Annotated in this window: 26 protein-coding genes and 1 pseudogene; 18 read left to right on the top strand and 9 right to left on the bottom strand. The window is 63.6% G+C overall.

Annotation, left to right across the window (positions count from 1 at the left end):
- Nucleotides 1-172 precede the first annotated feature (172 nt).
- A pseudogene (locus tag BHD06_RS22940) lies at nt 173-331 on the top strand (IS5/IS1182 family transposase); the annotation flags it as partial.
- Nucleotides 332-413: 82 nt separating this feature from the next.
- Here BHD06_RS22940 and BHD06_RS07190 read toward each other — a convergent pair.
- From BHD06_RS07190 to BHD06_RS07170, 5 genes are all read right to left on the bottom strand, one after another.
- The gene (locus BHD06_RS07190; protein WP_080456299.1) at nt 414-1,727 is read right to left on the bottom strand and encodes a TRAP transporter large permease; all 1,314 of its coding nucleotides are present in this window, start codon (nt 1,725-1,727) and stop codon (nt 414-416) included.
- Nucleotides 1,728-1,741: 14 nt separating this feature from the next.
- Nucleotides 1,742-2,263, bottom strand: coding sequence for a TRAP transporter small permease (locus BHD06_RS07185; protein ID WP_080456298.1), 522 nt, complete (start codon nt 2,261-2,263; stop codon nt 1,742-1,744).
- Nucleotides 2,264-2,300: 37 nt separating this feature from the next.
- On the bottom strand, nt 2,301-3,386 hold the full coding sequence (locus BHD06_RS07180; protein WP_080456297.1) for a C4-dicarboxylate TRAP transporter substrate-binding protein: 1,086 nt from the start codon (nt 3,384-3,386) through the stop codon (nt 2,301-2,303).
- A gap of 73 nt (nt 3,387-3,459) precedes the next feature.
- The gene (locus tag BHD06_RS07175) at nt 3,460-4,992 is read right to left on the bottom strand and encodes a class I adenylate-forming enzyme family protein (RefSeq protein WP_080456296.1); all 1,533 of its coding nucleotides are present in this window, start codon (nt 4,990-4,992) and stop codon (nt 3,460-3,462) included.
- Between the two features lie 6 nt (nt 4,993-4,998).
- Nucleotides 4,999-6,171, bottom strand: a complete 1,173-nt coding sequence (locus tag BHD06_RS07170) for an acetyl-CoA acetyltransferase (protein ID WP_080456295.1) — start codon at nt 6,169-6,171, stop codon at nt 4,999-5,001.
- A 114-nt stretch (nt 6,172-6,285) separates the two neighbouring features.
- Here BHD06_RS07170 and BHD06_RS07165 point away from each other — a divergent pair, with 114 nt between their 5' ends.
- The 5 genes from BHD06_RS07165 (at nt 6,286) to BHD06_RS07145 (ending at nt 10,660) form a co-directional block, all read left to right on the top strand.
- The gene (locus tag BHD06_RS07165) at nt 6,286-6,855 is read left to right on the top strand and encodes a PAS and helix-turn-helix domain-containing protein (protein ID WP_080456294.1); all 570 of its coding nucleotides are present in this window, start codon (nt 6,286-6,288) and stop codon (nt 6,853-6,855) included.
- A gap of 392 nt (nt 6,856-7,247) precedes the next feature.
- Nucleotides 7,248-8,213, top strand: coding sequence for an N-acetyl-D-Glu racemase DgcA (gene dgcA, locus BHD06_RS07160; protein ID WP_080456329.1), 966 nt, complete (start codon nt 7,248-7,250; stop codon nt 8,211-8,213).
- A 4-nt stretch (nt 8,214-8,217) separates the two neighbouring features.
- Complete coding sequence (locus tag BHD06_RS07155; protein WP_080456293.1) at nt 8,218-9,078, top strand: D-amino-acid transaminase; 861 nt, start codon at nt 8,218-8,220, stop codon at nt 9,076-9,078.
- Nucleotides 9,079-9,222: 144 nt separating this feature from the next.
- Nucleotides 9,223-9,717 (top strand): VOC family protein, encoded by a 495-nt coding sequence (locus tag BHD06_RS07150; protein WP_080456292.1) that lies wholly within the window; start codon nt 9,223-9,225, stop codon nt 9,715-9,717.
- A 64-nt stretch (nt 9,718-9,781) separates the two neighbouring features.
- Nucleotides 9,782-10,660 carry a branched-chain amino acid aminotransferase gene (locus tag BHD06_RS07145; protein ID WP_080456291.1) on the top strand — a complete coding sequence of 293 codons (879 nt, stop codon included), beginning with the start codon at nt 9,782-9,784 and terminating at the stop codon, nt 10,658-10,660.
- A gap of 23 nt (nt 10,661-10,683) precedes the next feature.
- On the opposite strand, the gene glmM is transcribed toward BHD06_RS07145, so the two are convergent.
- Nucleotides 10,684-12,024: a phosphoglucosamine mutase gene (gene glmM / locus BHD06_RS07140; RefSeq protein WP_080456290.1), complete on the bottom strand. Its 1,341-nt coding sequence runs from the start codon at nt 12,022-12,024 to the stop codon at nt 10,684-10,686.
- 182 nt (nt 12,025-12,206) lie between these two features.
- Between glmM and BHD06_RS07135 the strand changes: the two genes are divergently transcribed.
- Nucleotides 12,207-13,556 (top strand): UDP-glucose/GDP-mannose dehydrogenase family protein, encoded by a 1,350-nt coding sequence (locus tag BHD06_RS07135; protein WP_080456289.1) that lies wholly within the window; start codon nt 12,207-12,209, stop codon nt 13,554-13,556.
- Between the two features lie 102 nt (nt 13,557-13,658).
- On the opposite strand, the gene BHD06_RS07130 is transcribed toward BHD06_RS07135, so the two are convergent.
- The gene (locus BHD06_RS07130; RefSeq protein ID WP_080456288.1) at nt 13,659-14,771 is read right to left on the bottom strand and encodes an S-(hydroxymethyl)glutathione dehydrogenase/class III alcohol dehydrogenase; all 1,113 of its coding nucleotides are present in this window, start codon (nt 14,769-14,771) and stop codon (nt 13,659-13,661) included.
- A 135-nt stretch (nt 14,772-14,906) separates the two neighbouring features.
- Here BHD06_RS07130 and BHD06_RS07125 point away from each other — a divergent pair, with 135 nt between their 5' ends.
- From BHD06_RS07125 to BHD06_RS07105, 5 genes are all read left to right on the top strand, one after another.
- A complete protein-coding gene (locus tag BHD06_RS07125; protein ID WP_139784654.1) occupies nt 14,907-15,179 on the top strand; it encodes an I78 family peptidase inhibitor in 273 nt (90 codons plus the stop codon).
- Nucleotides 15,180-15,272: 93 nt separating this feature from the next.
- Nucleotides 15,273-16,904 carry a DNA polymerase Y family protein gene (locus BHD06_RS07120; protein WP_080456287.1) on the top strand — a complete coding sequence of 544 codons (1,632 nt, stop codon included), beginning with the start codon at nt 15,273-15,275 and terminating at the stop codon, nt 16,902-16,904.
- 72 nt (nt 16,905-16,976) lie between these two features.
- On the top strand, nt 16,977-17,669 hold the full coding sequence (locus tag BHD06_RS07115; RefSeq protein WP_080456327.1) for a helix-turn-helix transcriptional regulator: 693 nt from the start codon (nt 16,977-16,979) through the stop codon (nt 17,667-17,669).
- A complete protein-coding gene (locus tag BHD06_RS07110) occupies nt 17,662-18,090 on the top strand; it encodes a hypothetical protein (RefSeq protein WP_080456286.1) in 429 nt (142 codons plus the stop codon). The genes BHD06_RS07115 and BHD06_RS07110 overlap by 8 nt, the downstream gene beginning before the upstream one ends.
- Nucleotides 18,091-18,160: 70 nt before the next feature.
- Nucleotides 18,161-18,505: a DUF2794 domain-containing protein gene (locus tag BHD06_RS07105; RefSeq protein ID WP_080456285.1), complete on the top strand. Its 345-nt coding sequence runs from the start codon at nt 18,161-18,163 to the stop codon at nt 18,503-18,505.
- 7 nt (nt 18,506-18,512) lie between these two features.
- Here BHD06_RS07105 and BHD06_RS07100 read toward each other — a convergent pair whose 3' ends face one another.
- A complete protein-coding gene (locus tag BHD06_RS07100) occupies nt 18,513-19,013 on the bottom strand; it encodes an Lrp/AsnC family transcriptional regulator (protein ID WP_080456284.1) in 501 nt (166 codons plus the stop codon).
- A 198-nt stretch (nt 19,014-19,211) separates the two neighbouring features.
- On the opposite strand from BHD06_RS07100, the gene trxB reads away from it, so the two are divergent.
- From trxB to BHD06_RS07070, 6 genes are all read left to right on the top strand, one after another.
- Nucleotides 19,212-20,156, top strand: coding sequence for a thioredoxin-disulfide reductase (trxB, locus tag BHD06_RS07095; protein ID WP_080456283.1), 945 nt, complete (start codon nt 19,212-19,214; stop codon nt 20,154-20,156).
- Between the two features lie 171 nt (nt 20,157-20,327).
- Nucleotides 20,328-21,398 (top strand): flagellar motor switch protein FliG, encoded by a 1,071-nt coding sequence (locus BHD06_RS07090; RefSeq protein ID WP_080456282.1) that lies wholly within the window; start codon nt 20,328-20,330, stop codon nt 21,396-21,398.
- 39 nt (nt 21,399-21,437) lie between these two features.
- Nucleotides 21,438-21,779, top strand: coding sequence for an SH3-like domain-containing protein (locus tag BHD06_RS07085; RefSeq protein ID WP_254892336.1), 342 nt, complete (start codon nt 21,438-21,440; stop codon nt 21,777-21,779).
- Complete coding sequence (locus BHD06_RS07080; protein ID WP_080456281.1) at nt 21,772-22,050, top strand: SH3-like domain-containing protein; 279 nt, start codon at nt 21,772-21,774, stop codon at nt 22,048-22,050. Before BHD06_RS07085 ends, BHD06_RS07080 begins: the two co-directional genes overlap by 8 nt.
- Nucleotides 22,040-22,690 carry a nitrile hydratase subunit alpha gene (nthA, locus tag BHD06_RS07075; protein WP_080456280.1) on the top strand — a complete coding sequence of 217 codons (651 nt, stop codon included), beginning with the start codon at nt 22,040-22,042 and terminating at the stop codon, nt 22,688-22,690. The genes BHD06_RS07080 and nthA overlap by 11 nt, the downstream gene beginning before the upstream one ends.
- Nucleotides 22,691-22,724: 34 nt before the next feature.
- Nucleotides 22,725-23,657 carry a lysophospholipid acyltransferase family protein gene (locus tag BHD06_RS07070; protein WP_080456279.1) on the top strand — a complete coding sequence of 311 codons (933 nt, stop codon included), beginning with the start codon at nt 22,725-22,727 and terminating at the stop codon, nt 23,655-23,657.
- Here BHD06_RS07070 and BHD06_RS07065 read toward each other — a convergent pair.
- Nucleotides 23,635-24,714, bottom strand: coding sequence for a CaiB/BaiF CoA-transferase family protein (locus tag BHD06_RS07065; protein WP_080456325.1), 1,080 nt, complete (start codon nt 24,712-24,714; stop codon nt 23,635-23,637). The genes BHD06_RS07070 and BHD06_RS07065 overlap by 23 nt on opposite strands.
- Nucleotides 24,715-24,817 lie beyond the last annotated feature (103 nt).

The following is a 24,817-nucleotide window of genomic DNA, read 5'->3' as shown; positions in this document are numbered from 1 at the left end:
GTGATCACTGCGCGGCCTATCACCACTGTCGCCACGATCAGCACCGCGGAAATGGCCGCGATGACCGGGTCGATATTATCCCGCAGCCCCTGCCACATGAGGCGGGGCAGGGTGACGGCCTCTACCGAGGTGATAAAGATCGGGACGGCACTTTCTTCCCATGACAGCTCCCATAAAAACCATGGAGGGCGGCGGGCTTAACGGATATGATGCCGGAAAGAGGGTCAAGAGGCGCAAGCGCCATATCGTCACCGATACGAGCGGATTTCTGGTCGGGTTCGAGGTCCACAGCGTCGGGATTCAGGATCGCGACGGGCCGCCGAACGTACTAAAACACCTACAAAACTTGCAATAGAACCATCCTGGCAGCCCCTTATTCGAATGAGGCCATCGGATTTCCCTTTTTTATCGGGCTACGAAGTCATTATCCGGGGGAGCCACGTGATTATCGCCGGGAATGCAAAAAGGATCGCAATCGTGATAATCTCCATCAGGACAAACCAAGACGCCCCTTTGAAAATTTCGGGCAATGGCGTTTCCCGGTCGATCCCTGCAATGACATAGACGTTCAGCCCGACAGGTGGTGTGATCAGCCCGATCTCGCACATCTTGACCGTCAGGATGCCGAACCAGATCGGATCGAAGCCCAGCGACTGCACCGCCGGGAACATGATCGGGATCGTGATCGCCATCATCGAGAACGCATCGAGAAACATGCCCATTGGCACGAAAACCATCAGCAGCATCGCAACGATCAGATAGGGTTGCAGGCCGGATTGAACGACCGCCTCCGCCAGTTGGTTGGGCACCTGGATCAGCGTCAGGAAATAGCTGAAGATAGCGGCGCCGATCATTGTGAACAGGATCATCACCGTCGTGTCGATGGTCGAACGGAAACTATCGACGATCCGGCCCATCAGGCCGGGCCAACTTGCGCGATGCGTGAGCAGCATGAGGAATGCGACGAAAGCCCCCAACGCGCCCGCTTCGGTCGGGGTGACGAGGCCCAGATATATCCCCCCCATGACCACCAGGAAAAGCACGGCCACCTGCCATGCCTTGCCGGTTTCGCGGATGGCAACCCCCCAGGGTGCGCGCGGCGACACCGCTTTGCGCGCCGCGCCGCGCCCGGCGATGAAATAGATGCCGATCATGAATACGACCATCGTAAGCAGGCCGGGCAGAAAGCCCGCGATCAGCATCTTACCCGCCGAGGTTTCGGTCAGCGCGGCATAAAAGATCAACAAGACACTGGGCGGAATGAGAACCCCCAGAACCCCACCCGCAGCCACAGCCCCTGCCGACAGGCTGCCAGCATATCCAGCTTTTTTCATTTCCGGAATCGCCACCGAACCAACCGTCGCGGCCGTCGCCACGCTGGAGCCGGATGTCGCGGCAAAACCCGCGCTGGTCAGAATCGCCGCCATCGCCAGTCCGCCCGGAAGATGCCCGACCCACCGACTGGCCACGTCAAACAGTTTCTTTCCGACTTGGGCGTGTTGCGCAAAGCTGCCCATGAGGATGAACAACGGAATAATTGTCAGGGTGTAAACCGCAGTTGTCGAATAGGAGATCGACTTGAGCCGGGTCATCAGAAAGTGCAGATCTTCGACCATAATGATCCCCGCTGCGCCCGACAGGGCCAGTGCGGCAAAGACCGGCGTGCCAAAGGCCATCAGCAAAAAGATCATTGCCACGGCGATATACGGGGCGAGATTGAGATCCATTGTTTTTCCTTAGGTCAATTGGGGCCGGTTCCGGCGCTGGCTTGTTTGCCCGGCTCACCGAAGAGGAGGATCTGAATGGAATGGATCGCCATCTGAATGCAGGCAAGCCACAGGCCGGCCGCCATGCTGGCCTTGGTCCACCAGATCGGGATCTTGACATAACCCCAGCGAAATTCGCGGATTGAAATGGAATAGATCGCCTCGTTCGTCGCCGGAATTGCCAACAACAACAACCCCAATGCGCCAAGACCCCAGCCAATACCGACAACCCAGACGCGGACGGGTCGGGATAGTTTGTCGGTCAGTACGGTCACGCGGATATGCGCATCATCCCGTTGCGTCCAACCCGCCCCGAAAAACACGATCATCACCAAAGCAAGTTCGGTGAACTCGAACACGCCGGAAATCGGGCTGCCGGTTATGGCGCGGGTAATTATGTCCAGCGTGATCCCAAACATCAAAAACGCAAGAAACAGCATGGCGACCGCACCCAGCACGTCGGACACTAATTTAAGGATCCTGTTCAAAAACTGCATTATCCAGTCCTTCGCTTGGTGCGATCGCCACTATCCATCAGGACGCTTGGCTGATTTCATAGGGACGTTTCAGCGTGCCCTTTGCGTCGTGTTTGGCGATGGCATCGTCGATCAGAGATTGCATTTTTTCGCCATCGATGCCCGCCTGTTTGGCCGGACCGTCCAACCATGCGTTGACCTGTGCAGGCTGCACAAGGTCTTTGGCCATGGCCTTCTGATCGTCCGGGATAGTGTGCAGTGTCACGCCCTCGGACTCGGCGATCTTGACGTATCTCGCCAGAACCTCTTCGTAGATGGCGCTGAACTTGCCGCCATAGATTTCGTCTACGATACCGTCAGAAACCTTACGCACATCCTCGGGCAATCCGTCATAGACCTGCTTGTTCATGATCGTGGTAGCAGGCGCGTGCGGACCATCGCCGATATCATAGAATTCCGGCGCGGTTTCGTGCAGTTTGTAGGCGATTGCGGTTACGAAATCAAAACCATAGACCCCGTCGAGAATACCGCGCTCCAGTGCCTGATAGACCTCTGGGGCTGCCATCGGGATCGCGGTGCCGCCAAGCGCCTCGACCACATCGGCGGACACGCCATAGGCGCGGATGCGTTTGCCTTTGATATCTTCGATGGAATTGATGGGTTCGCGCAGGATCATTGGCGCATAGTTCCAATTGGTCCAATACAACACCTTCGAGCGGTGGCGTTCCTCCCATTCGGCGCGCAGGGGGTCGAACTGCTCATAAATATCTCGGCAGACCTGTTGCAGCGCATCGGCGCGGTTCATACGGAAATACCATTCCAGACCGCGCGTCACCGGCAGTTCGGCCTGATAATAACCGGGCGAAATCAAGGTCATTTCCGACGTGCCATCACGCGAGGCGGCAAGGTGCTCGCCGACCTTGTTGAGCGATCCGGACCAGTATTGGCGGATATTCACTTCACCCTCGGTGCGCTTTTCCAGTTCGTCGAGATACCAACGGTCGATCCAGGACGGACCGGCAGTTTCCGACACATAGCTGTCAAATTTCAACGATGTGTCCGCCAGCACAAGTGACGGCGTCCCCATGATAAAAGCCCCCGACGCGGCGGCGGCGCCCGACTTGATAAATGTTCTGCGTTTCATGTCTCTCTCCCTTTTTTTGGGCCCCCTAGTTTCGGGATTGGCCCTGTTGTTGCTGCAGGCTCATGCCGACTACTCACCTCCGAAGTTGAGCGGCACGTTCCCGCAGACTGGTTTTCAGGACTTTCCCGTAGCTATTCTTGGGCAAGTCCTGCTCGAAATAATAGTGTTTTGGCTTCTTGAACGAGGCCATCCGGCTCTTGCACCAGTTATCCAGTTCTGCGGTGTCGCAGGATGCACCCTCGCGCAGCACGACAAAGGCGATCACGTCTTCACCCCATTCTGCACTCGGCATTCCAATCACGGAAACCTCGAAAACCTGATCATGGGCCAAAAGCGTTTCTTCGACCTCGCGGGGATAGATGTTGGTGCCACCGGAAATGATGACATCCTTGGAGCGGTCGGTCAGGGTCACAAATCCGTCCGGATCCATCGACCCCAGATCGCCGGTGCGAAGCCAGCCGTCCACGATCGCGTCGGCGGTGGCCTCGGGATTGCGCCAATAGCCTTTCATCAGCGTATCGCCCGCGAGCACAATCTCGCCTACCTCGCCGACAGGCATGTCGCGCATTTTCTCGTCCACCACGCGCACCATAACGCCGGCCTGTGCAAATCCGACCGAGACCCGCCGCGCACTTGCGTTGGGATGCGTTCTATCGGCCACCAGATCGCGCGGTAGCACGGTGATCGTCATCGGGCTTTCACCCTGACCGTAGATCTGGACGAAACGCGGGCCAAAGCGGCTCAGCGCCTCATCAATATCGGACAGGTACATCGGACCACCGCCATAGATGATCGTCTTGATGCCGGTGCCGTCATACCCGGTTTCGGCGGCATGGGCGATCTGGCGCTTGACCATGGTGGGCGCGGCGAAGAACACGAGATTACCTAGATCCTGCGCCAGCCCGGCAATTTCTGTGGGGTCGAACCCACAGGAACGTGGTATGACATGGCAGCCCCCTGCCCGCAGGATAGGAAAATGATACAGCCCCGCGCCGTGCGACATCGGCGCGGCGTAAAGCGAATTATCCTTCGCCGATACAGCATCCACATCCATCGCATAGGCCAGCGACATTGCCATGAGATTGCGATGGGTTGCCATAACCCCTTTGGGCCGGCCGGTCGTGCCGGAGGTGTAGAACAACCATGCGACATCGTCGGCGGCTGTTTCAACGGGGGGCGTCATCAACGCGTCATCCTTCGTGGCCCTGACAAGACCGCAATCGTGGATACCGCATTCGATGCACTCACCTTCGAGATCGCCCGCAACAGGATAAATCTCGCCGGTCTCGGTGATCGCGACCTTGGCGTCGGCATTGCCGATGATCCACGCGGCCTCACGCGGATGTAATTTGTGATTGATAGGCACAACGATCGCCCCGATCCAGAGCACCGCGTGAAGAATTTCCAGATATTCCGGGCAGTTGTGCATGAAAAGTGCAACCCGGTCACCTCTGTCGACCTTGAGCACCTCAGCCAGATAGCGCCCCATGCTCGCACTGCGCCTTGCAAAGTCGCCATAGGTCGCGTGCAACTCGGTGCCGAACCGGATTGCCGGTGCATCCGGACGGGCTCGCGCTGTCTGATAGAGCCAGCTTGCGATGTTCATTGCGCCTCAGCCCTTTCGAGCTTCGAGAACTGACACATAGTTTGCCACCGCCGATCCGCCCATATTGAAGACCAGCCCCAGAGCGGCGCCTGATTTCTGCATATCTCCGGCCTGATCCGTCAATTGCCGATAGGCCAGTGCATGCATGGAGACGCCGGTGGCGCCGACCGGATGTCCCTTGGCCTTGAGACCACCGGACAGGTTCACCGGAAGGGCCCCGTCGCGACAGACTGTCCCCTCTTCGATCGCGCGTGCCCCCTGCCCTTTCGGCGTTAGCCCCATGGCCTCATAGGTCAGCAATTCGGCAATGGTGAAGCAGTCATGAACCTCAGCAAAATCAATGTCAGCAAGCGCCACACCAGCGGTTTCGAACGCTTCGGCAAAGGCCCGCTCCGGGCCTTCGAAAGCCAGGAAATCGCGGCGCGCCATTGGCAGGAAATCACTCACATGCACAGCAGCGCGCAGACCAACAGATTTCGGGAAGTTTGCAGCATTTTCGTCGGTCGTCAGCACCAGCGCGGCGGCACCATCAGTCACCAGCGAACAATCGGTCAGTCGCAGTGGCGGCGCGATCTCGGGGTTGGAGTTGGACACCGTGCTGCAATGCTCAAAGGTAAACTCCTTGTGCATATGGGCCAGCGGATTGGCAATCGCATTGGCGTGGTTCTTGACCGCGATACGTGCCATCGCATCCAGCGGGCTGGAATGGCGTGCCTCGTAGTCGCGGGCCGCCACGCCGAACACCTGCGGAAAGCTCAGCGCTGCCTCGGCCGGGTCGTTCTGATAGCCTGCACCGGCCAAGGCCTCGGTCACTTCACGTGTCGAACGGCTGGTCATTTTCTCGGCCCCTACGATCAGCACCGTGCGCGCCTTGCCCGCCTGAATCGCGTTTATCCCCGCATGGATCGCCGCTGACCCCGAAGCACAGGCGTTTTCCGCGCGCATCCCCGGCTTGAAGCGCAATTGCGGATAGGCCTGATGGATCAACGAGGATGCAAATCCGTCAGACACCATACCCGAGTTGAAATGCCCTAGAAACACGGCGTCGATAGCGGCGGGATCAATGCCGGCTTCCTCGACTGCCTCGCGCGTCGCCGCGACGATCAGATCTTCGAGGTTTTCCTGCAACCGGCCGAATTTAGTGTGGCCGCTACCTACGATGGAAATTCCAGTGCTCATGTCGCTCTCCCCAGGTTATCAGGCCAAAATAACACTGAAACCGTATGGCGCTATTGGTAGAATCACGTATTGTGGTACGTGGCTATACGTAAATACCCAAGTGGTTAAGCATTCATGACTGACACATCGACACCGCAAAAGGCGGCAATGCTCGGCTTTCTGGAATCTCCGGTGGCGCAAATCGTCGTGCGCCATCGCCGTATCATTGAAGCAAACAAAGCCATTGAACGTCTGTTCGGTTACAGCCGTGACAAATTGGCAAATCGCTCGGTGCAGAAGCTATACCCCTCAACCGCCGATTTCACCCAGATCGGTGAAAAATGCGAAACGCGCATGCGCGCGACTGGCGATAGCTATTATGAAGATGAACGCTTCATGCAGGCCTGTGATAAGAAAATTTTCTGGGTTCGCGCCAAGGGAATGACCCTGACCCCCAAGGATCCCTTCGCGCTGATGATCTGGAGCTTTGAACAGATCGCAAGCAAATCCTATCGCTCCGTAAATCTAAGCCCACGCGAACGCGAGGTGACGCACCATTTGGTCAATGGCAGCACATCGCGTGAAATCGGCATAGCTCTGGGGATATCTCACCGTACTGTCGAGGTGCATCGTGCCCGCCTCATGCGAAAGTTCAACGTCAAAAATACTGCCGCATTGATTTCTGAAATAGTACATGCCGTCTGAAATATGGTACGCCAAAACGGCGTAGGAGATGATTTCAGGCAGGAAACGATGGCCTTTGAAGGCAGCAGATTGCTTGGGTTTTGTCATGCGCCTCAGTACAGGTATGGGGAGTAGGCAAAACTTGGTGGTGTGGATGCCGCCACATGGAGGCATCCACATGCCTCAGGCTGGCATCGCCAAGTTTTTGGCGCTAGGGCGAATAACTTGGCAATGCTCCTCTTTGTTATATACGTTCCGGCTTGACGCTGCACGGTTCATTCCGGGACGCTGTGAAATCTTAACACGCCGATATTTAAGGAAAATTTATTCCGATGGCACTTGGTGAAAACGTATGACACAAAGAGAATACCCCCCAGCGGGAGTATTCTGGGAACGATGAAAGGGGAATGCGCGTGGAGATTTCTGTGACGCGCGATGTGTTTCGGCTGGCGCAGGTGTTTACCATCAGCCGGGGTTCGCGGACCGAGGCGCAGGTCTTGACCGTGCGGGTCCATCAGGGCGGTGTGACCGGCTGGGGCGAATGCGTGCCATATGCGCGCTATGACGAGACGCTGGACAGTGTCACGGCGCAGATCGAGGCGTTGCCGAATGATCTGACGCGCGACGCGCTTTATGATCTGCTGCCCGCCGGGGCGGCGCGCAACGCGGTGGATTGCGCGCTATGGGACTGGCAGGCAAAAACAAGGGGATGCCGGGTGTGGGATCTGGCCGGGCTGGCCACGCCGGGGCCGGAAATCACCGCCTACACCCTGTCGCTCGACAGTGCAGAGGCGATGCAGGCGCAGGCGGCGCAGCATGCGCATCGTCCGCTGCTCAAGATCAAGCTGGGCACACCCGACGACATGCCCCGGCTGGAGGCAGTGCGGCGCGGTGCCCCGCAAGCCAGGATCATCATCGACGCCAATGAAGGCTGGAGCGCAGAAGTCTATGCCGATCTCGCGCCGCATCTGCTGCGGCTTGGCGTGGCGCTAGTCGAACAGCCCTTGCCCGCAGCTGAGGATGAGGCGCTGATCGGCATGGCGCGCCCGGTGCCGGTCTGTGCCGACGAGTCCTGCCATGACCAGGCGAGTCTGCCGGGGCTCAGGGGCAAATACGACGTGGTCAACATCAAGCTGGACAAGACCGGCGGGCTGACCGAGGCGCTGCGGCTGCGCGATGCGGCACGGGCAGACGGTTACGGAATCATGGTGGGATGCATGGTCGGCAGCTCTCTGGCCATGGCACCTGCGGTGCTGGTGGCGCAGGGCGCGATGGTGACGGACCTTGACGGCCCGCTTCTCTTGGCCGAAGACCGGGACAACGCTTTAACTTTTGATGACGCCGGGGTGCATCCGCCCGAGGCCGCTTTGTGGGGGTAGAACCATGCGCACTGTCTATGTGAACGGCGAGTATCTGCCGGAGACCGAAGCAACCGTGTCGATTTTCGACCGGGGTTTCCTGATGGCCGATGGCGTCTATGAGGTGACCAGCGTGTTGGGTGGCAAGCTGATTGATTTTGCGGGCCATCTGGCGCGGCTGGAGCGGTCGCTGTCGGAGCTTGACATGAACAAGCCCGCGGCCTTTGACGAGTTGCTGGAGATCCACCGCGAGCTGGTGCGTGTCAACGAAATCGAGGACGGTCTGGTCTATCTGCAGGTCACGCGCGGCAGCGCTGGCGACCGTGATTTTGTCTTTCCAGATGCGGAGACGACCGCGTCTACATTGGTGCTATTCACCCAATCCAAACCCGGTCTGGCGGACAATCCGGCCGCGAAAAAAGGCATCAAGGTCATCAGCATAGAGGATATTCGCTGGGGCCGTCGCGATATCAAGACGGTGCAGCTTCTCTATCCGTCGATGGGCAAGATGATGGCCAAGAAGGCCGGATGTGACGACGCCTGGATGATCGAGGAGGGGCATGTGACCGAAGGCACCTCGAACAACGCCTATATCGTGAAAGGCAACAAGATCATCACCCGGCATCTGTCGAATGACATCCTGCACGGGATCACCCGCGCCGCCGTCCTGCGTTTTGCCCGCGAGGCGCAGATGGAGGTGGAAGAGCGCAGCTTCACCATCGACGAGGCGCGCGCGGCGGATGAGGCCTTTGTGACCTCGGCAAGCGCCTTCGTGATGCCGGTGGTCGAGATCGACGGGGCAACCCTGGGCGACGGCACACCGGGGCGCGTGGCGACACGGCTGCGCGAAATCTATCTTGACGAGAGCCGCAAGGCGGCGGTGTGAGCACGGGGCAGTCGGACCATTCGGTGTATAAGCAGGATGGATCGACCGTATCTGCATTCGCGCACATAAGCTGGGCATAATCGGGGAATTGAGCGCTGCGCGCGCAATTGGCATTCTGCTGGCGACGCAGCAAAGGACGCCACCATGACCCCTGTTCACCCCGCCACCCGTATCGGCCATGTGCATCTCAAGGTCTCGAATCTTGAGCGCGCCATCGAATTCTATTCCGGCGTGCTCGGGTTCGAACCCATGCAATATTACTCCGGCGGGCAGGCGGCGTTCCTGTCGGCGGGGGGCTATCACCATCATATCGGGCTCAACACCTGGGAGAGCGCGGGCGGCACGCCACCGCCCAAAGGTCATACCGGGTTATTCCACACCGCGTTTCTCTACCCCGACCGGGCCGCGCTCGCCGATGCACTGCGGCGGGTAGTCGAGGCGGGCATTGCCATCGAAGGCGCGGCGGATCACGGGGTGAGCGAGGCGTTCTATGTCTCGGACCCGGATCGCAACGGCGTGGAGCTATATGTCGACAAGCCGGAGGCGGAGTGGCCGCGCGACGCGAGCGGAAACCTCGCCATGGTGAACAAGCCGCTCGATCTCGAACGCCTGCTGGCCGAAGCCCCGGCGCGGGGCTGATCGCTCTGGACCCTCTGGCAAGACCGGCCTAGGGTCTGACCCGGACGAGGCAAGGAGGACCGATATGCCAACCGGGACAAACATCCGCACCTATTTCAATGGCCAATGGCATGACGGCGACCTGGCCGTGATGAAGGCCGCCGATCACGGCATGTGGCTGGGCAGCAACGTGTTCGACGGGGCGCGCTATGCGCATGGGCTGATCCCCGATCTCGACAAGCATTGTGCGCGGGTCAATGCCTCGGCTGCGGCGCTGATGGTAACGCCGACGGTGAGCACCGAAGACATGGTGGAAATCGTGCGCGAGGGGCTGCGCGCCTATCCCGAGGACGCGGCCGTTTACATCCGCCCGATGTATTGGGGGATCGACGGCGGCATGTCCGCGATCGTGCCCAAGGAGGGCGGAGGCACCGGCTTTGCCATCAGCCTCGAGGAAATTCCGATGGCGCCCCCCGGCTTTACCACCACGCTGAGCCGCACGCGCTTTCGCCGCCCGGTGATGGAGGATGCAGTGGTCAATGCCAAGGCGGCCTGTCTTTACCCCAACAATGCCCGCATGCTGGCCGAGGCGCGCGCGCGCGGCTTTGGCAATGCGCTGGTGGCCGATGCCCTGGGCAATGTAGCCGAGGCGGCAACGGCGAATGTCTTTGCGGTGCGCGACGGCGAGGTGTTCACGCCGGTGCCGAACGGCACGTTTCTGGCCGGGATCACCCGCGCGCGGCATATCTCGAACATGCGCGCCGAGGGGATGCAAGTGCATGAATGCGTTATGAGCTTTGCCGATTTCGAGGCGGCGGACGAGGTGTTCCTGTCGGGCAACATGATGAAGGTCACGCCGGTCTCGGCCTTTGAAGAGCGGCAATATCAGCCCGGCCCGGTGACCGAGCGGGTGCGCGAGATGTATTGGGACTGGGCGCAATCGGATGCTGCACGCCGCGCCTAACCTGCGGTGGCCTGCACTCCGCCTCAGCTCTCCTGCCGCACCGCGCCCACGACCTTGCCCATCACCTGTTCGAGCACGGCAGGGTCGAGCGCCTCGGCCATCACCCGGATCAGCGGCTCGGTGCCCGACTCGCGGATCAGGAGCCGCCCGTCATCGCCAAGTTGCTTTTCCGCCTCGGTCATCGCGCGTTGCACCACGTCGGTCTCCAGCGGGGCCTTGCCCTTGGCAAAGCGCACGTTCACCAGTTGCTGTGGAACCGGCTCGAAGACCTGCGCCAGCTTGCTCGCCGCCTGCCCGGTTTCGACCATCGCCACGAGGAATTGCAGCGCCGCGATCAGCCCGTCGCCTGTGGTTGCATAGTCGGTCATCACGATATGCCCGGATTGCTCGCCGCCGAGGTTGAACCGGCCCGCGCGCATCGTCTCGACCACATGGCGATCGCCGACCGGCGTGCGTTCGAGCGCGATGCCCTGCGCATCGAGATGCCGCTCCAGACCCAGATTGGACATCACCGTCGCAACCAGCGTATTGCCCTTCAGACGCCCCTCGCGGGCCCAGCGGGTGGCTATAAGCGCCATGAACTGATCGCCATCGGCGACCCTGCCCTGTTCGTCGATCAGGACAACGCGGTCGGCATCGCCATCAAGGCAGATCCCGAGGTCGGCGCGCGTGTCGAGCACCTTGCGTGCGGCGGCCTCGGGCCGGGTCGAGCCGCAATCGAGGTTGATGTTGAAGCCGTCAGGCTCCACCCCCACCGAGATCACCTCGGCACCGAGTTCCCACAGAACCTCGGGTCCCGTGCGATAGGCCGCCCCGTTGGCGCAATCCAGCACGATGCGCAGCCCGTCGAGGCGAAGATGCCGCGGAAAGGTGGTCTTGGCATATTCCACATAGCGGCCGCGCGCATCGTCGATCCGGCGTGCGCGCCCGATATTCTTTGGCACCGAGGGGGCCACTCCCTCGGTCAGAAGATGCTCGATGGCGGCCTCCGCCTCGTCGCTCAGCTTGTAACCGTCAGGACCAAACAGTTTGATCCCGTTGTCATAGGCCGGGTTGTGGCTGGCCGAGATCATTACCCCAACATCGGCGCGCAGACTGTGGGTGAGATAGCCGATGGCGGGCGTCGGCACCGGACCCAGCAGGAACACGTTCATCCCCGTCGAAGTGAACCCGGCGGTCAGCGCATATTCCAGCATGTAACCCGAGAGGCGCGTGTCCTTTCCGATCACCACCCGATGTTCCTGCTTGTCCTGCCGGAAATAACGCCCTGCCGCCGCCCCGAGCCGCAGCGCCATATCGGCGGTCATCGGCCAGGTGTTGGCCTGTCCGCGCACGCCATCCGTGCCGAAGAGTTTCGTGCCCATCGGTGATGTCTCCAGAGTAATGTTGTGCCGGAGGCAGGCCCCTGCAACGCTTCTTAGCGCGGCGGGCGACGTCTGTCCAATCCTTGCAACACCGCTCGGCAGCGATGTGCCGGGTCAATTGACAGCTTCGCGCCCGCGCCGCATACCGGATCAAAAGCGTTTGGGCAGCGAGGGTAGGGGTCATGAAAATCGCGATGATCGGGACAGGCTATGTCGGCCTCGTCTCCGGGGTCTGCTTTTCGGATTTCGGGCATGACGTGATCTGCCTCGACAAGGACCCCGAAAAGATCGCCCGGCTGGAGCGCGGTGAGGTGCCGATCTTCGAGCCCGGGCTCGATGCGTTGATGGCCAAAAATGTCGAGGCCGGGCGGCTCAGCTTCACCACCGATCTCGCCCATGCCATCGACGGGGCCGAGGCCGTGTTCATCGCCGTAGGCACGCCCACGCGGCGCGGCGACGGACATGCGGATCTGACATATGTGATGGCCGCCGCCGAAGAGGTCGCGCGCGCCGCCCGCAATTACGTGGTCATCGTCACCAAATCGACCGTACCCGTGGGCACCAACCGCGCCGTGAAACAGGCGGTGAAAAAGGCCGCCCCGGGTCTTGCGTTCGACGTAGCCTCAAACCCCGAGTTCCTGCGCGAGGGGGCGGCGATCGACGATTTCATGAAGCCCGACCGGGTGGTCGTGGGCGTGCAATCAGAGCGTGCGGCAGAGGTCATGGCCAAGATCTACCGCCCGCTCTACCTGCGCGACTTTCCCATCGTCACCACCGATCTGGAAAGCGCCGAGATGATCAAATACGCGGCCAATGCCTTTCTCGCGACCAAGATCACCTTTATCAACGAGATCGCGGCGCTGTGTGAACGCACGGGGGCGGATGTGAAACAGGTGGCGCATGGCATCGGCCTCGATGGCCGGATCGGCAACAAGTTCCTGCATGCCGGGCCGGGCTATGGCGGCTCGTGCTTTCCCAAGGACACCAAGGCGTTGGCCCGGATCGGTCAGGATCACGGCCTGCCCATGCAGATCACCGAAAAGGTGATCACCGTCAACGAGGAGATCAAGCGCCGGATGATCGACAAGCTGCTCGATCTCTGCGACGGGTCCTTCAACGGCAGGATCATCGCGGTTCTCGGGGTTACCTTCAAACCCAATACCGACGACATGCGCGACGCGCCCGCGCTGACCATCATCCCCGCGCTCGTGGGCGGCGGGGCCAAGGTGCGCGTCTGCGACCCGCAAGGGCAGCGCGAGGGAGAGGCGCTCTTGCCGGGTGTAATCTGGCAGGACGACCCCTACAAGGCCGCCAACAAGGCCGATCTTCTGGTGATCCTGACCGAATGGAACGAGTTTCGCGCCCTCGATCTCAAACGGCTGGCGCGCAAGATGGCCAGCCCGCGCATGGCCGATCTGCGCAATATCTACTCGGTGCGCGATGCCAGGCGCGCCAGATTCGACGCCTATGAGAGCGTCGGGCGCGTCGGCTTTCGGCGCGATCCGGAAGAGAAAGGGCAGGACGCGACATGACCGCGGCGCGGCGGGACGCTGGCCTGACGGGTTACGCGTTCCGGCAATAGGCGCGCGGGCACGGCCCCGGCCCGCGCGCGCATCTGCCGATCCCCGGCAGGGTCAATATTCCACCACGGCGCGGATCGATTCGCCCTTGTGCATCAGCTCGAACCCCTCGTTGATCTGGTCGAGCGTCAGCTTGTGGGTAATCATCGGGTCGATCTCGATCTTGCCCTGCATGTACCAATCCACGATCTTCGGCACATCGGTCCGCCCGCGCGCGCCGCCAAAGGCCGTGCCGCGCCAGGACCGCCCGGTCACCAGCTGGAACGGCCGGGTGGAAATCTCGGCCCCCGCAGGCGCCACGCCGATGATGATGCTCTCGCCCCAGCCCTTATGCGCCGATTCGAGTGCGGCCCGCATCACGCCGACATTGCCGGTGGCGTCAAACGTGTAATCCGCCCCGCCCCCGGTCAGCTCCACCAGATGCGCCACCAGATCGCCCTCCACCTCCTTGGGGTTGACGAAATCGGTCATGCCAAAGCGCGTCGCCATTTCGACCTTGCCGGGGTTGAGATCGACGCCCACGATCTGATCCGCCCCCGCGAGCCGCAGCCCCTGAATGACGTTCAAACCAATGCCGCCCAGGCCAAACACGATCGCGGTCGAGCCCAGTTCCACCTTGGCGGTGTTGATCACCGCGCCGATGCCGGTGGTCACGCCGCAGCCGATATAGCAGATCTTGTCGAAGGGCGCGTCCTTGCGCACCTTGGCCAAGGCGATCTCCGGCACCACGGTGTGATTGGCGAAGGTCGAACAGCCCATGTAATGATGGATCGGCGTGCCGTCGAGCATCCGGAACCGCGTCGTGCCATCGGGCAACAGGCCCTGCCCCTGGGTGGAGCGGATCGCCTGACACAGGTTGGTCTTGGGATGCAGGCAATAGTCGCATTCGCGGCATTCGGGCGTATAGAGCGGGATAACGTGATCGCCCACCTCAAGGCTCGTCACCCCCTCGCCGACCTCGACCACCACGCCCGCGCCCTCATGGCCCAGAATGGCCGGGAAAATGCCTTCGGGGTCGTCGCCCGAGCGGGTGAACTCGTCGGTATGACACAGCCCCGTCGCCTTGATCTCCACCAGAACCTCGCCCGCCTTCGGGCCGTCCAGCTCAACCTCCATGATCTCCAGCGGTTTCCCGGCCTCCAGGGCCACGGCAGCACGTGTGCGCATGATCTGTCCTCTCGTTTGATTTGACCCGATTTTGAGCGAAGTACCGCAAGGTTTCAACTCAATGTGCGACACCTGCTTGCGCGTGGCCGACGAATGCCATTGTCTCGGATAAAGGCCAAATCGGAGGGGCTGGATATGCGTCTTGTTGTTGTCTTCATGGTCGCAGCGATGGCGCTCGCCACCTGCAAAACGGCCGAGACCCCACCCCCGGACCAGGCTGAAAGCTGCGGCGCAGAGGCCCTCCAGCACCTTGTCGGCCAGCCGCAAACCGCGCTCGAGGACGAAACGATCAGCCCACCAACCCGCATTCTGCCGCCTGGTGCGATGAGGACAATGGACCACCGCCCCGGGCGTCTGAATGTGGATATCGACAGCACGGGCACGATCCAACGCCTCTGGTGCGGCTGAGACCGGGGTCGGACTCAGGATAGCAATCAGGGCAGGACTCGACTCTGCGCGACACTGGCCCTAATTTAGAACAAATCATGAACATATGCTACCATGCCTGCCCGCCGCATTCTCTCTGTCTGGTTTCCCCGGCTCGGGGCCGAACGTCTCCTGCGTCGCCGGGGCGATGCGGGCGCGCGGCCCTTTGCCGTGGTCGCCGATGACGGCCAGCGGCAGGTGCTCTCCTCGCTCTCGCTTGAGGCCGAGGCGGCAGGGCTGACCCAAGGCCAGCCCCTGCGCGAGGCCCTGGCCCTCTGCCCCGATCTGGCCACGCAAACCCAGCACCACGCCGCCGAATCTGCCTTCCTGCGCGCGCTGGCCCGTTGGGCCGATCGCTTCTCGCCGCTGGTGGGCATCGACGGCACCGACGGGCTGCGCCTCGACATCACCGGTTGCGCGCATCTTTTCGGCGGCGAGGCGGGGCTGGTGGACAGCCTGACAGACGAGGCCACGGCGCTCGGCCTGACCACCCGCTGCGGGCTCGCCGACACGCTCGGCACGGCCTGGGCGCTCGCGCGGTTCGCGGGGCACCGCACCGCACCGGGCCGCTCCGGCGACGCCATCCAGCAAGAGGCCCGCGCCACCCGCTCGCGCGCCGCCAAGCGACCGCACTGGGCCCGCACCCAGCCCCACACAACCCGCACCGCACAGATCGCCCCACCCGGACAGATGCACGCCGCCCTCGCCGCCCTGCCCGTCGCGGCCCTGCGCCTGCCCGAGACGACGCTCCACAATCTCGGCCGCCTCGGGCTGCGCCGGGTCGGCGATCTCATTGGCCAGCCCCGCGCCGGGCTGGGGCGGCGCTTCGGTCCGCATCTCATGCAGCGGCTCGATCAGGCGCTCGGGCTGGTGCCCGAACCGCTCTCGCCCGCCGCCCCGTCCCCGCAGTTCGCCACACGGCTGAGCCTACCCGACCCGATCGGCCTGACCGAGGATATCCGCGCCGGGCTCGCCCGGCTGACCGACCGGCTCTGCGCCCGGCTACGCGATCAGGGGCAGGGCACGCGCCACCTGCGGCTTGAGGCGTTCCGCAGCGATGGCAGCCTTCAGGTGCTCGACCTGCGCCTCGCCCGCCCCAGCCACTCAGCTGACACGATCCTGCCGCTGATGGAGGGCCAGCTTGACCGGCTCGACGCGGGTTTCGGCATCGACGTGATGCGGCTCGAGGCGCGGGTGACCGAACCCGTCACCGCCCGCCAGCTGCGCAGCCCCGAACACGACCCCCAGGCCGGGCACAGCGCGCAGGCGGCACTCGATGACCTCATCACCCGGCTGGGCGGGCGCATCGGGCTCGATGCGATCACCCGCCGCCACCCCGCCGAAAGCCGCATCCCCGAGAAAACCGCTGCCACACACGCTGCCGCCTGGTCCGAGCCCGCCCCCGGCCCCTGGCCCGCGCCCGAACATCCCCGCCCGCTGCTGATCTGGCGGCCCGAAGCCCTGCGCGTGCTGGAACCCACCCGCCCCTGCGCCGCCTTTCACTGGCGCGGGCGCGAACATCACGTGACCGCCGCCATCGGCCCCGAACGCATCGCCCCGGAATGGTGGCTCGACGACCCCGACTGGCGCAGCGGGCTGCGCGATTACTGGCAGGTCATCACCACCCGCGGCGAACGCCTCTGGCTCTTCCAGGCACATGGCGGCCAGATCTCGGGCGGCTGGTTCTGCCAGGGGCGGTTTGCGTGAGGCGCGAACGCTCAGGCACCGGGCGAAGCGTTGGCGCTGGACCTCACCAACAGCATGGCGCAGGCTGACAACATGACAACGCCCAGACTGGATATCACCGGCCATGCCCTCGCCAATGCAAGCCGAGCGCGGATGCTCTGCGCGATGATGGACGGGCGGGCATGGACCAACAAGGAACTGGCCGCCGATGCAGGCGTGACACCGCAAACCGCAAGCGCCCATCTGCGCCATCTCGAAGAGGCGGGGCTGATCACGCAGCGCCGCAGCGGGCGGTGCCTTTATCACCGGATCGCGGGGCCGGACGTGGCCGCGATGCTGGAGCATGTCGCCCGCCTGACACCGCTCGACCATCTGGTTCGTGCACAGCGCGTCAGGGCGGCGGGTCTCGCCCCCCTGCGACGGTGTTACAACCACCTCGCCGGTGCCGTTGCCGTGGCGCTCTGCGACGCGTTGATCACACGGGGCGCGCTCCGGCGCGTTGATGGGGGGCTGATCGCGCAGCCCTCGCGGTTCTGGGCGGATCTCGGCCTCGCTATGCCCGAGGCGATCTCGCTCCGCCCGTCCTTCGCGCGGCCCTGTCTCGACTGGTCGGAGCGGCGCGATCATATCGGGGGTGCGCTTGGGCAGGCCATCCTGGAACACGCCCTGGCAGAGGACTGGATACAACCCGCAGGCCCCCGACGCGGCCTGCGTCTGACCGGACACGGACGCGACACGCTTGCGACGGTGATCGGCTGCGACCCGGACGGGCTGAGCCATGCCTGAACGCTACCACATCGAGACCGGCCTACGTATCCTCGTTCAATGTCCTGCCGAAGCGCTACCGCGCGTCGAGGCGGCGGTACTGGCCTGTGATCCGCTGGCGCATGGCGACTACGACCGCGTGTCCTTTCGCAGCACCGCTGGCACGCAAAGCTTTCGCGTGCTCGGAGGAGGCAGGAACCACGCCACGACAGACACGGCAACGGTGGATTGCCTTGAATGGCAAATCTTCACCACGGCACAAGACGCAGCGCTCGACGCTCTGCTTTGCGCGATCTACGATACCCACCCCTATGAAGAGCCGGTGATCCACCTGATCCCGGCACAGCGCTGCCGCCATCGTCGCGGCATGGACGAGGACAACCCAAACCGATTCTGGAACCGCGAAACCGCCGATTGGGTGCCGCCCCAGCATCGCGGGTGATTCGGCTGCACCCGGACACCGGACTTGATTTTTCCTTGATTTTCGAACCGGTGCGCGCGAAAGTTTGTCCATGAACGCGCAACCGCCAATCCCTATGATGTCATACCAGGGACCCCAACAGGTGGCATTTCAGCGCGACGAGTTGGGCGTGATCCTGTCGCTGTACGGGCGCATGGTGGCGGCGGGGGAATGGCGCGATTACGGCATTTCCTGCCTGCGCGAGGTGGCGGTCTTCTCGATCTTCCGCCGCACCGCCGAACAGCCGCTCTACCGGGTCGAGAAACGTCCAAATCTGCGCGACAAACAGGGCCAATACAGCGTCATCGGCATGGATGGCCGTATCCTGAAGCGCGGCCACGACCTGCGCACCGTGCTGCGTGTGCTGGAGCGCAAGCTGATCCGCGCGATCGACTGAGCCGACCTCACGCGGACTGGCTGAGCCGCGCCTCGAGAATGTCGAAAGGCACGCCGGGCTCGTCCTTGGCACCGCGAATGACCAGCGAAGTCTTGACGCTCGCCACGTTGTCGGCGGCGGTCAGTTCCTCGGTCAGGAAGCGTTGGAATGTCGACAGGTCCGGTGCCACGCATTTGAGGATGAAATCCACCTCGCCGTTGAGCATGTGGCATTCGCGCACCAGCGGCCAGGCCCGGCAGCGCGCCTCGAACGCCGACAGATCCGCCTCGGCCTGGCTCTGCAGCCCGACCATGGCAAAGACCTGCACCTCGAACCCCAGCTCGCGCGGGTCCACCTCGGCGTGATAACCGCAAATGAAACCCTGTTCCTCCAGCGTGCGCACCCGGCGCAGGCAGGGCGGGGCCGAGATACCGACGCGCCGCGCCAGTTCGACATTGGTCATCCGGCCATCGGCCTGCAATTCCGCAAGTATCTTGCGATCGATCTCATCGAGGCGGGATGCCGCCATGGTCGTGAACTCCTTGATATTCGCAGATGTTATATCACCGCTGCAGGCACACGCAATATTGTTTCACTTGCGCGCAAGATCATTTCACCATTTTGCGATTCAGGGCGGCGCAATGCCGCTTTGTGCGGGGTTACATCCCGAACCTGGTGCCGCTATATCTCTGCTCCGAATTCGCGGATCATCAGGAAGAGAACCCCCATGTCCCAGACCACCCACACCAAATGCCTGATCATCGGATCGGGCCCTGCCGGCTATACCGCCGGGGTCTATGCCGCCCGCGCCATGCTGGAGCCGATCCTGGTGCAGGGGATCGAGCCGGGCGGGCAGCTCACCACCACCACCGAGGTGGAGAACTGGCCCGGCGATACCGAGGTGCAGGGCCCCGACCTGATGGTTCGGATGGAGGCGCATGCCAAGGCGATGGGCTGTGTCATCGTGGGCGACATCATCTCAGAGTTGGACACGACGCGCCGTCCCTTCGTGGCCAAAGGCGACAGTGGCGCGACCTACACGGCCGATGCGGTAATCCTCGCCACCGGCGCACGCGCGAAATGGCTGGGCTTGCCGTCCGAAGAGGCGTTCAAGGGCTTTGGCGTCTCGGCCTGCGCCACCTGCGACGGGTTCTTCTACCGCGGACAGGAAATCGTGGTCATCGGCGGCGGCAATACCGCAGTCGAGGAAGCGCTGTTCCTGACCAATTTCGCCTCTAAGGTGACGCTGATCCATCGCCGTGACGAGCTGCGGGCCGAGAAGATCCTGCAAGACCGGCTGATGAAAAACCCCAAGATCGAACCGCTGTGGTTCCACACGCTCGACGAGGTCACAGGCACCGACAACCCCAAGGGCGTCGAGGGCGTGCGCGTGCGCCATGTCGAGACCGGCGAGATCACCGAAATCCCCTGCAAGGGCGTGTTCATCGCCATCGGCCATGCGCCCGCGAGCGAGCTGGTGAAAGGCAAGGTCGAGATGCATCACGGCGATTATGTCAAGGTCGAGCCGGGCAGCACCCGCACCTCGGTGCCGGGGCTCTTTGCGGCGGGCGACCTCACGGACCATGTCTATCGTCAGGCGGTCACCAGCGCCGGGATGGGCTGCATGGCGGCGCTCGACGCGGAAAAGTTCCTCGCCGAGCAAGACGACTGACCGGGCGTCTTGACGCGGTGTGGCTGCGCCACACTTGATATAGTGATGGGGGGTTCCGCCCCCCACCCCCCCCGGGGTATTTCAGCCAAAAAGAAAACCGGCCAGCGTTCAGGTTTTTTTCACGCCTTGCTCCCTAAGATCGAGGACGGACAGGGCAACGGGAATCGAGGCATGGGCGCACCACTGGCACGGATCGAGCCCCCGGCACGGCACGGGGCGGCGGCACATCTGACCCGCGCGCAGAAGGCGGCGATCATAGTGCGGTACCTGCTGAACGAGGGCACCGATGTGCCGCTGACCGACCTGCCGGATGGCTTGCAGGCGCGGCTGACCACGCAGATGGGCTCGATGCGCTACGTGGATCGCGGTACCCTGGCCGATGTGGTCGCGGAATTCGCGCAGGAGCTGGAAGGCATGGGCCTGACCTTTCCGCGCGGCATGGCCGGGGCGCTCTCGGCGCTGGATGGCCGGATCAGCCCGCAGACGGCGATGCGCCTGCGTAAGGAAGCGGGCGTGCGCCAGTACGGCGACCCCTGGGACTTGATTCGCAAGACCGGGACAGATCTGCTCGTTCCAATCCTTGAGGGCGAGAGCGAGGAGGTCGCGGCGGTCGTCCTGTCCAAGCTCGATGTCGAGCGGGCCGCCGATCTGTTGGGTCATTTGCCCGGCCCGCTGGCCCGGCGTATCACCTACGCGATTTCCCGTGTTGGCGGCGTCAGCCCCAAAGCCGTGGACCGGATCGGCCTTGCGCTTGCGGCACAGTTGCATGACGTCCCCGAGAGCGCCTTTGCCGAGGGGGCGGTGGAACGTGTCGGCGCGATTCTCAATTACTCGGCCTCGGCGACACGCGACACGGTCCTCGAGGGGCTGGAGGAAACCGATCAGGATTTCGCGGCGCTGGTGCGGCGCGCGATCTTCACCTTCGTACATATCCCCGAACGCGTCGTGCCAACCGATATTCCCCGGCTTGTGCGCGAGGTCGATCAGCCGGTCCTGGTGACTGCGCTTGCCGGGGCGCAGGCCGACGATCTGGCCCCGGTGGCGGAGTTCATCCTGTCCAACATGGGCAAGCGCATGGCCGAGGCTATCCGCGAGGAGATGCAGGAGACCGGCCGCGTGCGCCCCCGCGACGGCGAGGCGGCGATGACCGAGGTGGTGAACGCCATTCGCCGACTCGAGGCCGCGGGCGAGATAACCCTGCGCCGCCCCGACGACGACGAGGAAGAGGACGCGCAAGGCTAGGGCTGGACAGCGCTCCGGACCATGCCTAGGCTGAGTTGCATGAGTGATTGGGATGGACGCCGCTGGCACGACATGGGCGGGCAGGACGCAGGGCCTGTGCCGATGGACGGGCATGATTTCGCGCTTTGGGAAAAGCGCGTCGATGCGCTCATGGTGCTCTGCGGGCAAAAGGGGCTGTTCACCGTCGATGGGCTGCGCCGCGCGCTCGAGGACATGGGTGAGGACGCTTTTGAGAAATACTCTTATTACGAACGCTGGATCGCCGCAGTGAATCAGAACCTGATCGAGGCCGGGGCCTATTCGCTGGAGGAGTTGGCCGCCCGGATGGACGAGGTGGCACGGCGCGGGCCCACCTACGGCGAGGCGCAGCGCGATGGCTGAGCGGGTGCGCGTCAAGCCGCTCAGCCCGCCCGGCCATGTCCGCGCGCCCTGGTATCTGCGCGGCAAGGAGGGCGTGATCGAGCGGCCCCTCGGGGCCTTCGCCAATCCCGAGCAACTGGCCTATGGCCTGCCTGCCGAAAAAAAGCCGCTCTACCGTGTACGATTTACCATGGCCGAGGTCTGGGGCGACCGGGCCGAGACCCCCGACGACACGCTGGATGCCGAACTCTATGGCCACTGGTTGGAAAGGCTGGGTGCCCATGCCCCATGACCATCACGATCATTTCCACCACGAGGGCATGAGTCCCTCTGGCCATCCCTACCGCGCGGATGACGACGCACCGCTCAGCTATTGGCAGCGGATGGAAATCGCGGTGCGCGAACTCCTTGTGGAAAAAGGCAATCTGACCCCCGCCGAGATCGCCGCGCAGATCGAGGCAATGGATGCCCGCAGCCCGGCCAACGGTGCCGCCGTGGTGGCCCGCGCCTGGAGCGATGCGGCGTTCAAAGCGCGGCTTTTGGAGGATGCCTCGGAGGCGAGTCGCGAGATGGGGTTCGATATCGGTCCGCTCCACCTGATCGCGGTGGAGAATACCCAAGACACGCATAACCTTATCGTCTGCACGCTCTGCTCGTGCTACCCGCGCAACCTGCTGGGCCTGCCGCCCGACTGGTACAAGACCCGTGCCTATCGCAGCCGCGCTGTACGCGAGCCACGCAGCGTCTTGCGAGAGTTCGGGCTCGACCTGCCCGATCATGTCACCCTGCGCGTGCATGACAGCACCGCCGACATGCGCTACATCGTGCTGCCCGCGCGCCCCGCGGGCACCGACGGCATGACCGAGGCGGAGCTGGCAGCACTCGTGACCCGCGATTCGATGATCGGCACCGGGCTGCCGCGCCAGCCTTGACGGCAATGTCGGGCTGCGGCGCATCGGCACGCCCATGACCCGCCCTGCGGTCGCCCGGCGCCTTGGCGAGGTCGCACTCGGCATGGCGCTCTCTGCCCCGATCACACTTGCCCGGCCCCTGCCCTATCGCTGGCGCATCGCGGTCACCGGCTGGCTGACGGCACGGATCGTCGCGCCGCTTGCCGGATATGACAGGCGCGTGCGCGACAACCTCGCGCATGTCTGGCCCGATCTGCCCGAGGCGGAGATCCGGCACCTCATGCGCGCCGTGCCCGACCAGGCCGGGCGCAGCATGGCGGAACTGCACTCGCCGACGAGCTTCAAGGCGCGCGCAGCGGCGGCGCGCGTCCACGGGCCGGGTCTGGATCACCTGCGTGACGCGCGCATGCGCGACCGCCCGGTGGTCTTCGTAACCGGGCATCTTGGCAGCTTCAACGCCGCGCGTCTCGCGATGATCGCGCAGGGGTTCGACCTCGGTTCGTTCTACCGACCGATGCACAATCGCTGGTTCAACCGGCGCTATGTCGCCGCGATGGCGGCGCTCAGCGAACCGATCTTCGAACAGGGTCGGCGCGGCATGCGGCAGATGCTCACTCATCTCGGTCGCAGCGGTGCGGTCTTGATCCTGACCGACGTGCGGGCGCAGGATGGCGTGCCGCTCGATTTTCTCGGCAAGCCGGCGCTCTCGCCGCTGACGGCGGCGAAACTGGCGCTTAAATTTGGCGCTCTGCTGGTGCCGGTCTGGGGGATCAGGGGCGAGACCGGTCTCGATTTCGAGATCCTCGTAGAAGCGCCGGTGCAGCCGGATGACCCGGTCAGCATGATGCAAGTGGTCAATGACCGGCTGGCGCGGCAGGTCCGCGCGCGCCCGGATCAGTGGTTCTGGGTGCATCGTCGCTGGCACGATGGCAGCGGGCCGTTGGAAAAATCCGCGCCGCGCGACGTCACAACCCAAGCTCGGCCCTGATCGCGTCGCCCTGCGCGCCCCGCGCGGGCGGCGTTGCTGCGCGGGGCACCCGCCCTTCGAAACGCGGGGCGGGAGACGGAAATAGGCCACCGTCCCCAGTTTGCCAGACCCCGCGCGCCGCCATATGCGGATCACGGGCCGCCGCGTCGGGGCGCAGCACCGGGGCTACGCAGGCATCGGTTCCGGCAAAGACCTCCGCCCAATGCGACAAGGGCCGGACGGCAAAAATGGCAGCCAGCGCCTGGGTCTGGGCAGGCCATTGCGCGCGGTCCTGCTGCGCGGCAAAGCGCGGGTCTTCGGAGAGCCCGAGGCAGACAAGGAAGGTGGCGTAGAATTGCGGTTCCAGACACTGGACCGAGATCCAGCCGCCGCATGCGCAGGCATAGACCCGGCTCCAATGCGGACCGTCGAGCAGGCTCTGCCCACGCTCCATGGCGAGATGACCCAAGGGCATCATCGACATCAAGAGCGCCATCATATGCGCAGAGCCGTCGACGATGGCGGCATCCACCACCGTGCCCTGCCCGGTCCGGGCCGCCTGCACCAGCCCCGCCAGCACACCGGCGACGAGATAGAGCGCGCCGCCCCCCACATCGCCGAGCAGGGTGGGCGGCGTCTGGGGCGGCGTGCCGACCGCACCCGCATACCAGAGCGCGCCGGAGGTGGCGATGTAATTGAGATCATGGCCCGCCTGCGCGCTGCGCGGGCCGTCCTGCCCCCAGCCGGTCATGCGCCCGTAGACGAGGCGCGGATTGGCGGCGCGCATCTCCTGCGGCCCCAGCCCCAACCGTTCCATCACCCCGGGGCGAAACCCCTCGATCAGCGCATCGGCACGTGTGGCAAGCGCCTGCGCGATGGCAATGTCCCCCGGATCCTTCAGATCGAGTACGATCGACCGCTTGCCCCGGTCGAGCGGGTTGCACGCGCCTGCCACCGGATTGGGCGGCCCGGGGCGATGTACGACCACGACCTCCGCTCCCATCTCGGCCAGCATCATCGCGGCGAAGGGCGCGGGCCCCAGCCCCTCGAATTCCACCACCCGCAGCCCTGTCAGCATCCAGCCCCTCCCCGGTCCGTCGCGCGCAGTATGGCCGGGCGCGCGGCCCATGCCAAGGATATGGGCGTCTCCGACTTTCAGACCGCTTGGCGGGGCAGCGGGG

Source organism: Roseovarius sp. A-2, from assembly GCF_002072155.1.
GTDB lineage: Bacteria > Pseudomonadota > Alphaproteobacteria > Rhodobacterales > Rhodobacteraceae > Roseovarius.
The sequence above is the reverse complement of the archived record's forward strand: the minus strand, read 5'-3'. Positions and strand labels throughout refer to the sequence as shown.

Coding starts and splice junctions, on each gene's coding strand:
- BHD06_RS07190 (WP_080456299.1), bottom strand. CDS start 1,727: ATGGATCTCAATCTCGCCCCGTATATCGCCGTGGCAATGATCTTTTTG.
- BHD06_RS07185 (WP_080456298.1), bottom strand. CDS start 2,263: ATGCAGTTTTTGAACAGGATCCTTAAATTAGTGTCCGACGTGCTGGGT.
- BHD06_RS07180 (WP_080456297.1), bottom strand. CDS start 3,386: ATGAAACGCAGAACATTTATCAAGTCGGGCGCCGCCGCCGCGTCGGGG.
- BHD06_RS07175 (WP_080456296.1), bottom strand. CDS start 4,992: ATGAACATCGCAAGCTGGCTCTATCAGACAGCGCGAGCCCGTCCGGAT.
- BHD06_RS07170 (WP_080456295.1), bottom strand. CDS start 6,171: ATGAGCACTGGAATTTCCATCGTAGGTAGCGGCCACACTAAATTCGGC.
- BHD06_RS07165 (WP_080456294.1), top strand. CDS start 6,286: ATGACTGACACATCGACACCGCAAAAGGCGGCAATGCTCGGCTTTCTG.
- BHD06_RS07155 (WP_080456293.1), top strand. CDS start 8,218: ATGCGCACTGTCTATGTGAACGGCGAGTATCTGCCGGAGACCGAAGCA.
- BHD06_RS07150 (WP_080456292.1), top strand. CDS start 9,223: ATGACCCCTGTTCACCCCGCCACCCGTATCGGCCATGTGCATCTCAAG.
- BHD06_RS07145 (WP_080456291.1), top strand. CDS start 9,782: ATGCCAACCGGGACAAACATCCGCACCTATTTCAATGGCCAATGGCAT.
- glmM (WP_080456290.1), bottom strand. CDS start 12,024: ATGGGCACGAAACTCTTCGGCACGGATGGCGTGCGCGGACAGGCCAAC.
- BHD06_RS07135 (WP_080456289.1), top strand. CDS start 12,207: ATGAAAATCGCGATGATCGGGACAGGCTATGTCGGCCTCGTCTCCGGG.
- BHD06_RS07130 (WP_080456288.1), bottom strand. CDS start 14,771: ATGCGCACACGTGCTGCCGTGGCCCTGGAGGCCGGGAAACCGCTGGAG.
- BHD06_RS07125 (WP_139784654.1), top strand. CDS start 14,907: ATGCGTCTTGTTGTTGTCTTCATGGTCGCAGCGATGGCGCTCGCCACC.
- BHD06_RS07120 (WP_080456287.1), top strand. CDS start 15,273: ATGCCTGCCCGCCGCATTCTCTCTGTCTGGTTTCCCCGGCTCGGGGCC.
- BHD06_RS07115 (WP_080456327.1), top strand. CDS start 16,977: ATGACAACGCCCAGACTGGATATCACCGGCCATGCCCTCGCCAATGCA.
- BHD06_RS07110 (WP_080456286.1), top strand. CDS start 17,662: ATGCCTGAACGCTACCACATCGAGACCGGCCTACGTATCCTCGTTCAA.
- BHD06_RS07105 (WP_080456285.1), top strand. CDS start 18,161: ATGAACGCGCAACCGCCAATCCCTATGATGTCATACCAGGGACCCCAA.
- BHD06_RS07100 (WP_080456284.1), bottom strand. CDS start 19,013: ATGGCGGCATCCCGCCTCGATGAGATCGATCGCAAGATACTTGCGGAA.
- trxB (WP_080456283.1), top strand. CDS start 19,212: ATGTCCCAGACCACCCACACCAAATGCCTGATCATCGGATCGGGCCCT.
- BHD06_RS07090 (WP_080456282.1), top strand. CDS start 20,328: ATGGGCGCACCACTGGCACGGATCGAGCCCCCGGCACGGCACGGGGCG.
- BHD06_RS07085 (WP_254892336.1), top strand. CDS start 21,438: ATGAGTGATTGGGATGGACGCCGCTGGCACGACATGGGCGGGCAGGAC.
- BHD06_RS07080 (WP_080456281.1), top strand. CDS start 21,772: ATGGCTGAGCGGGTGCGCGTCAAGCCGCTCAGCCCGCCCGGCCATGTC.
- nthA (WP_080456280.1), top strand. CDS start 22,040: ATGCCCCATGACCATCACGATCATTTCCACCACGAGGGCATGAGTCCC.
- BHD06_RS07070 (WP_080456279.1), top strand. CDS start 22,725: ATGACCCGCCCTGCGGTCGCCCGGCGCCTTGGCGAGGTCGCACTCGGC.
- BHD06_RS07065 (WP_080456325.1), bottom strand. CDS start 24,714: ATGCTGACAGGGCTGCGGGTGGTGGAATTCGAGGGGCTGGGGCCCGCG.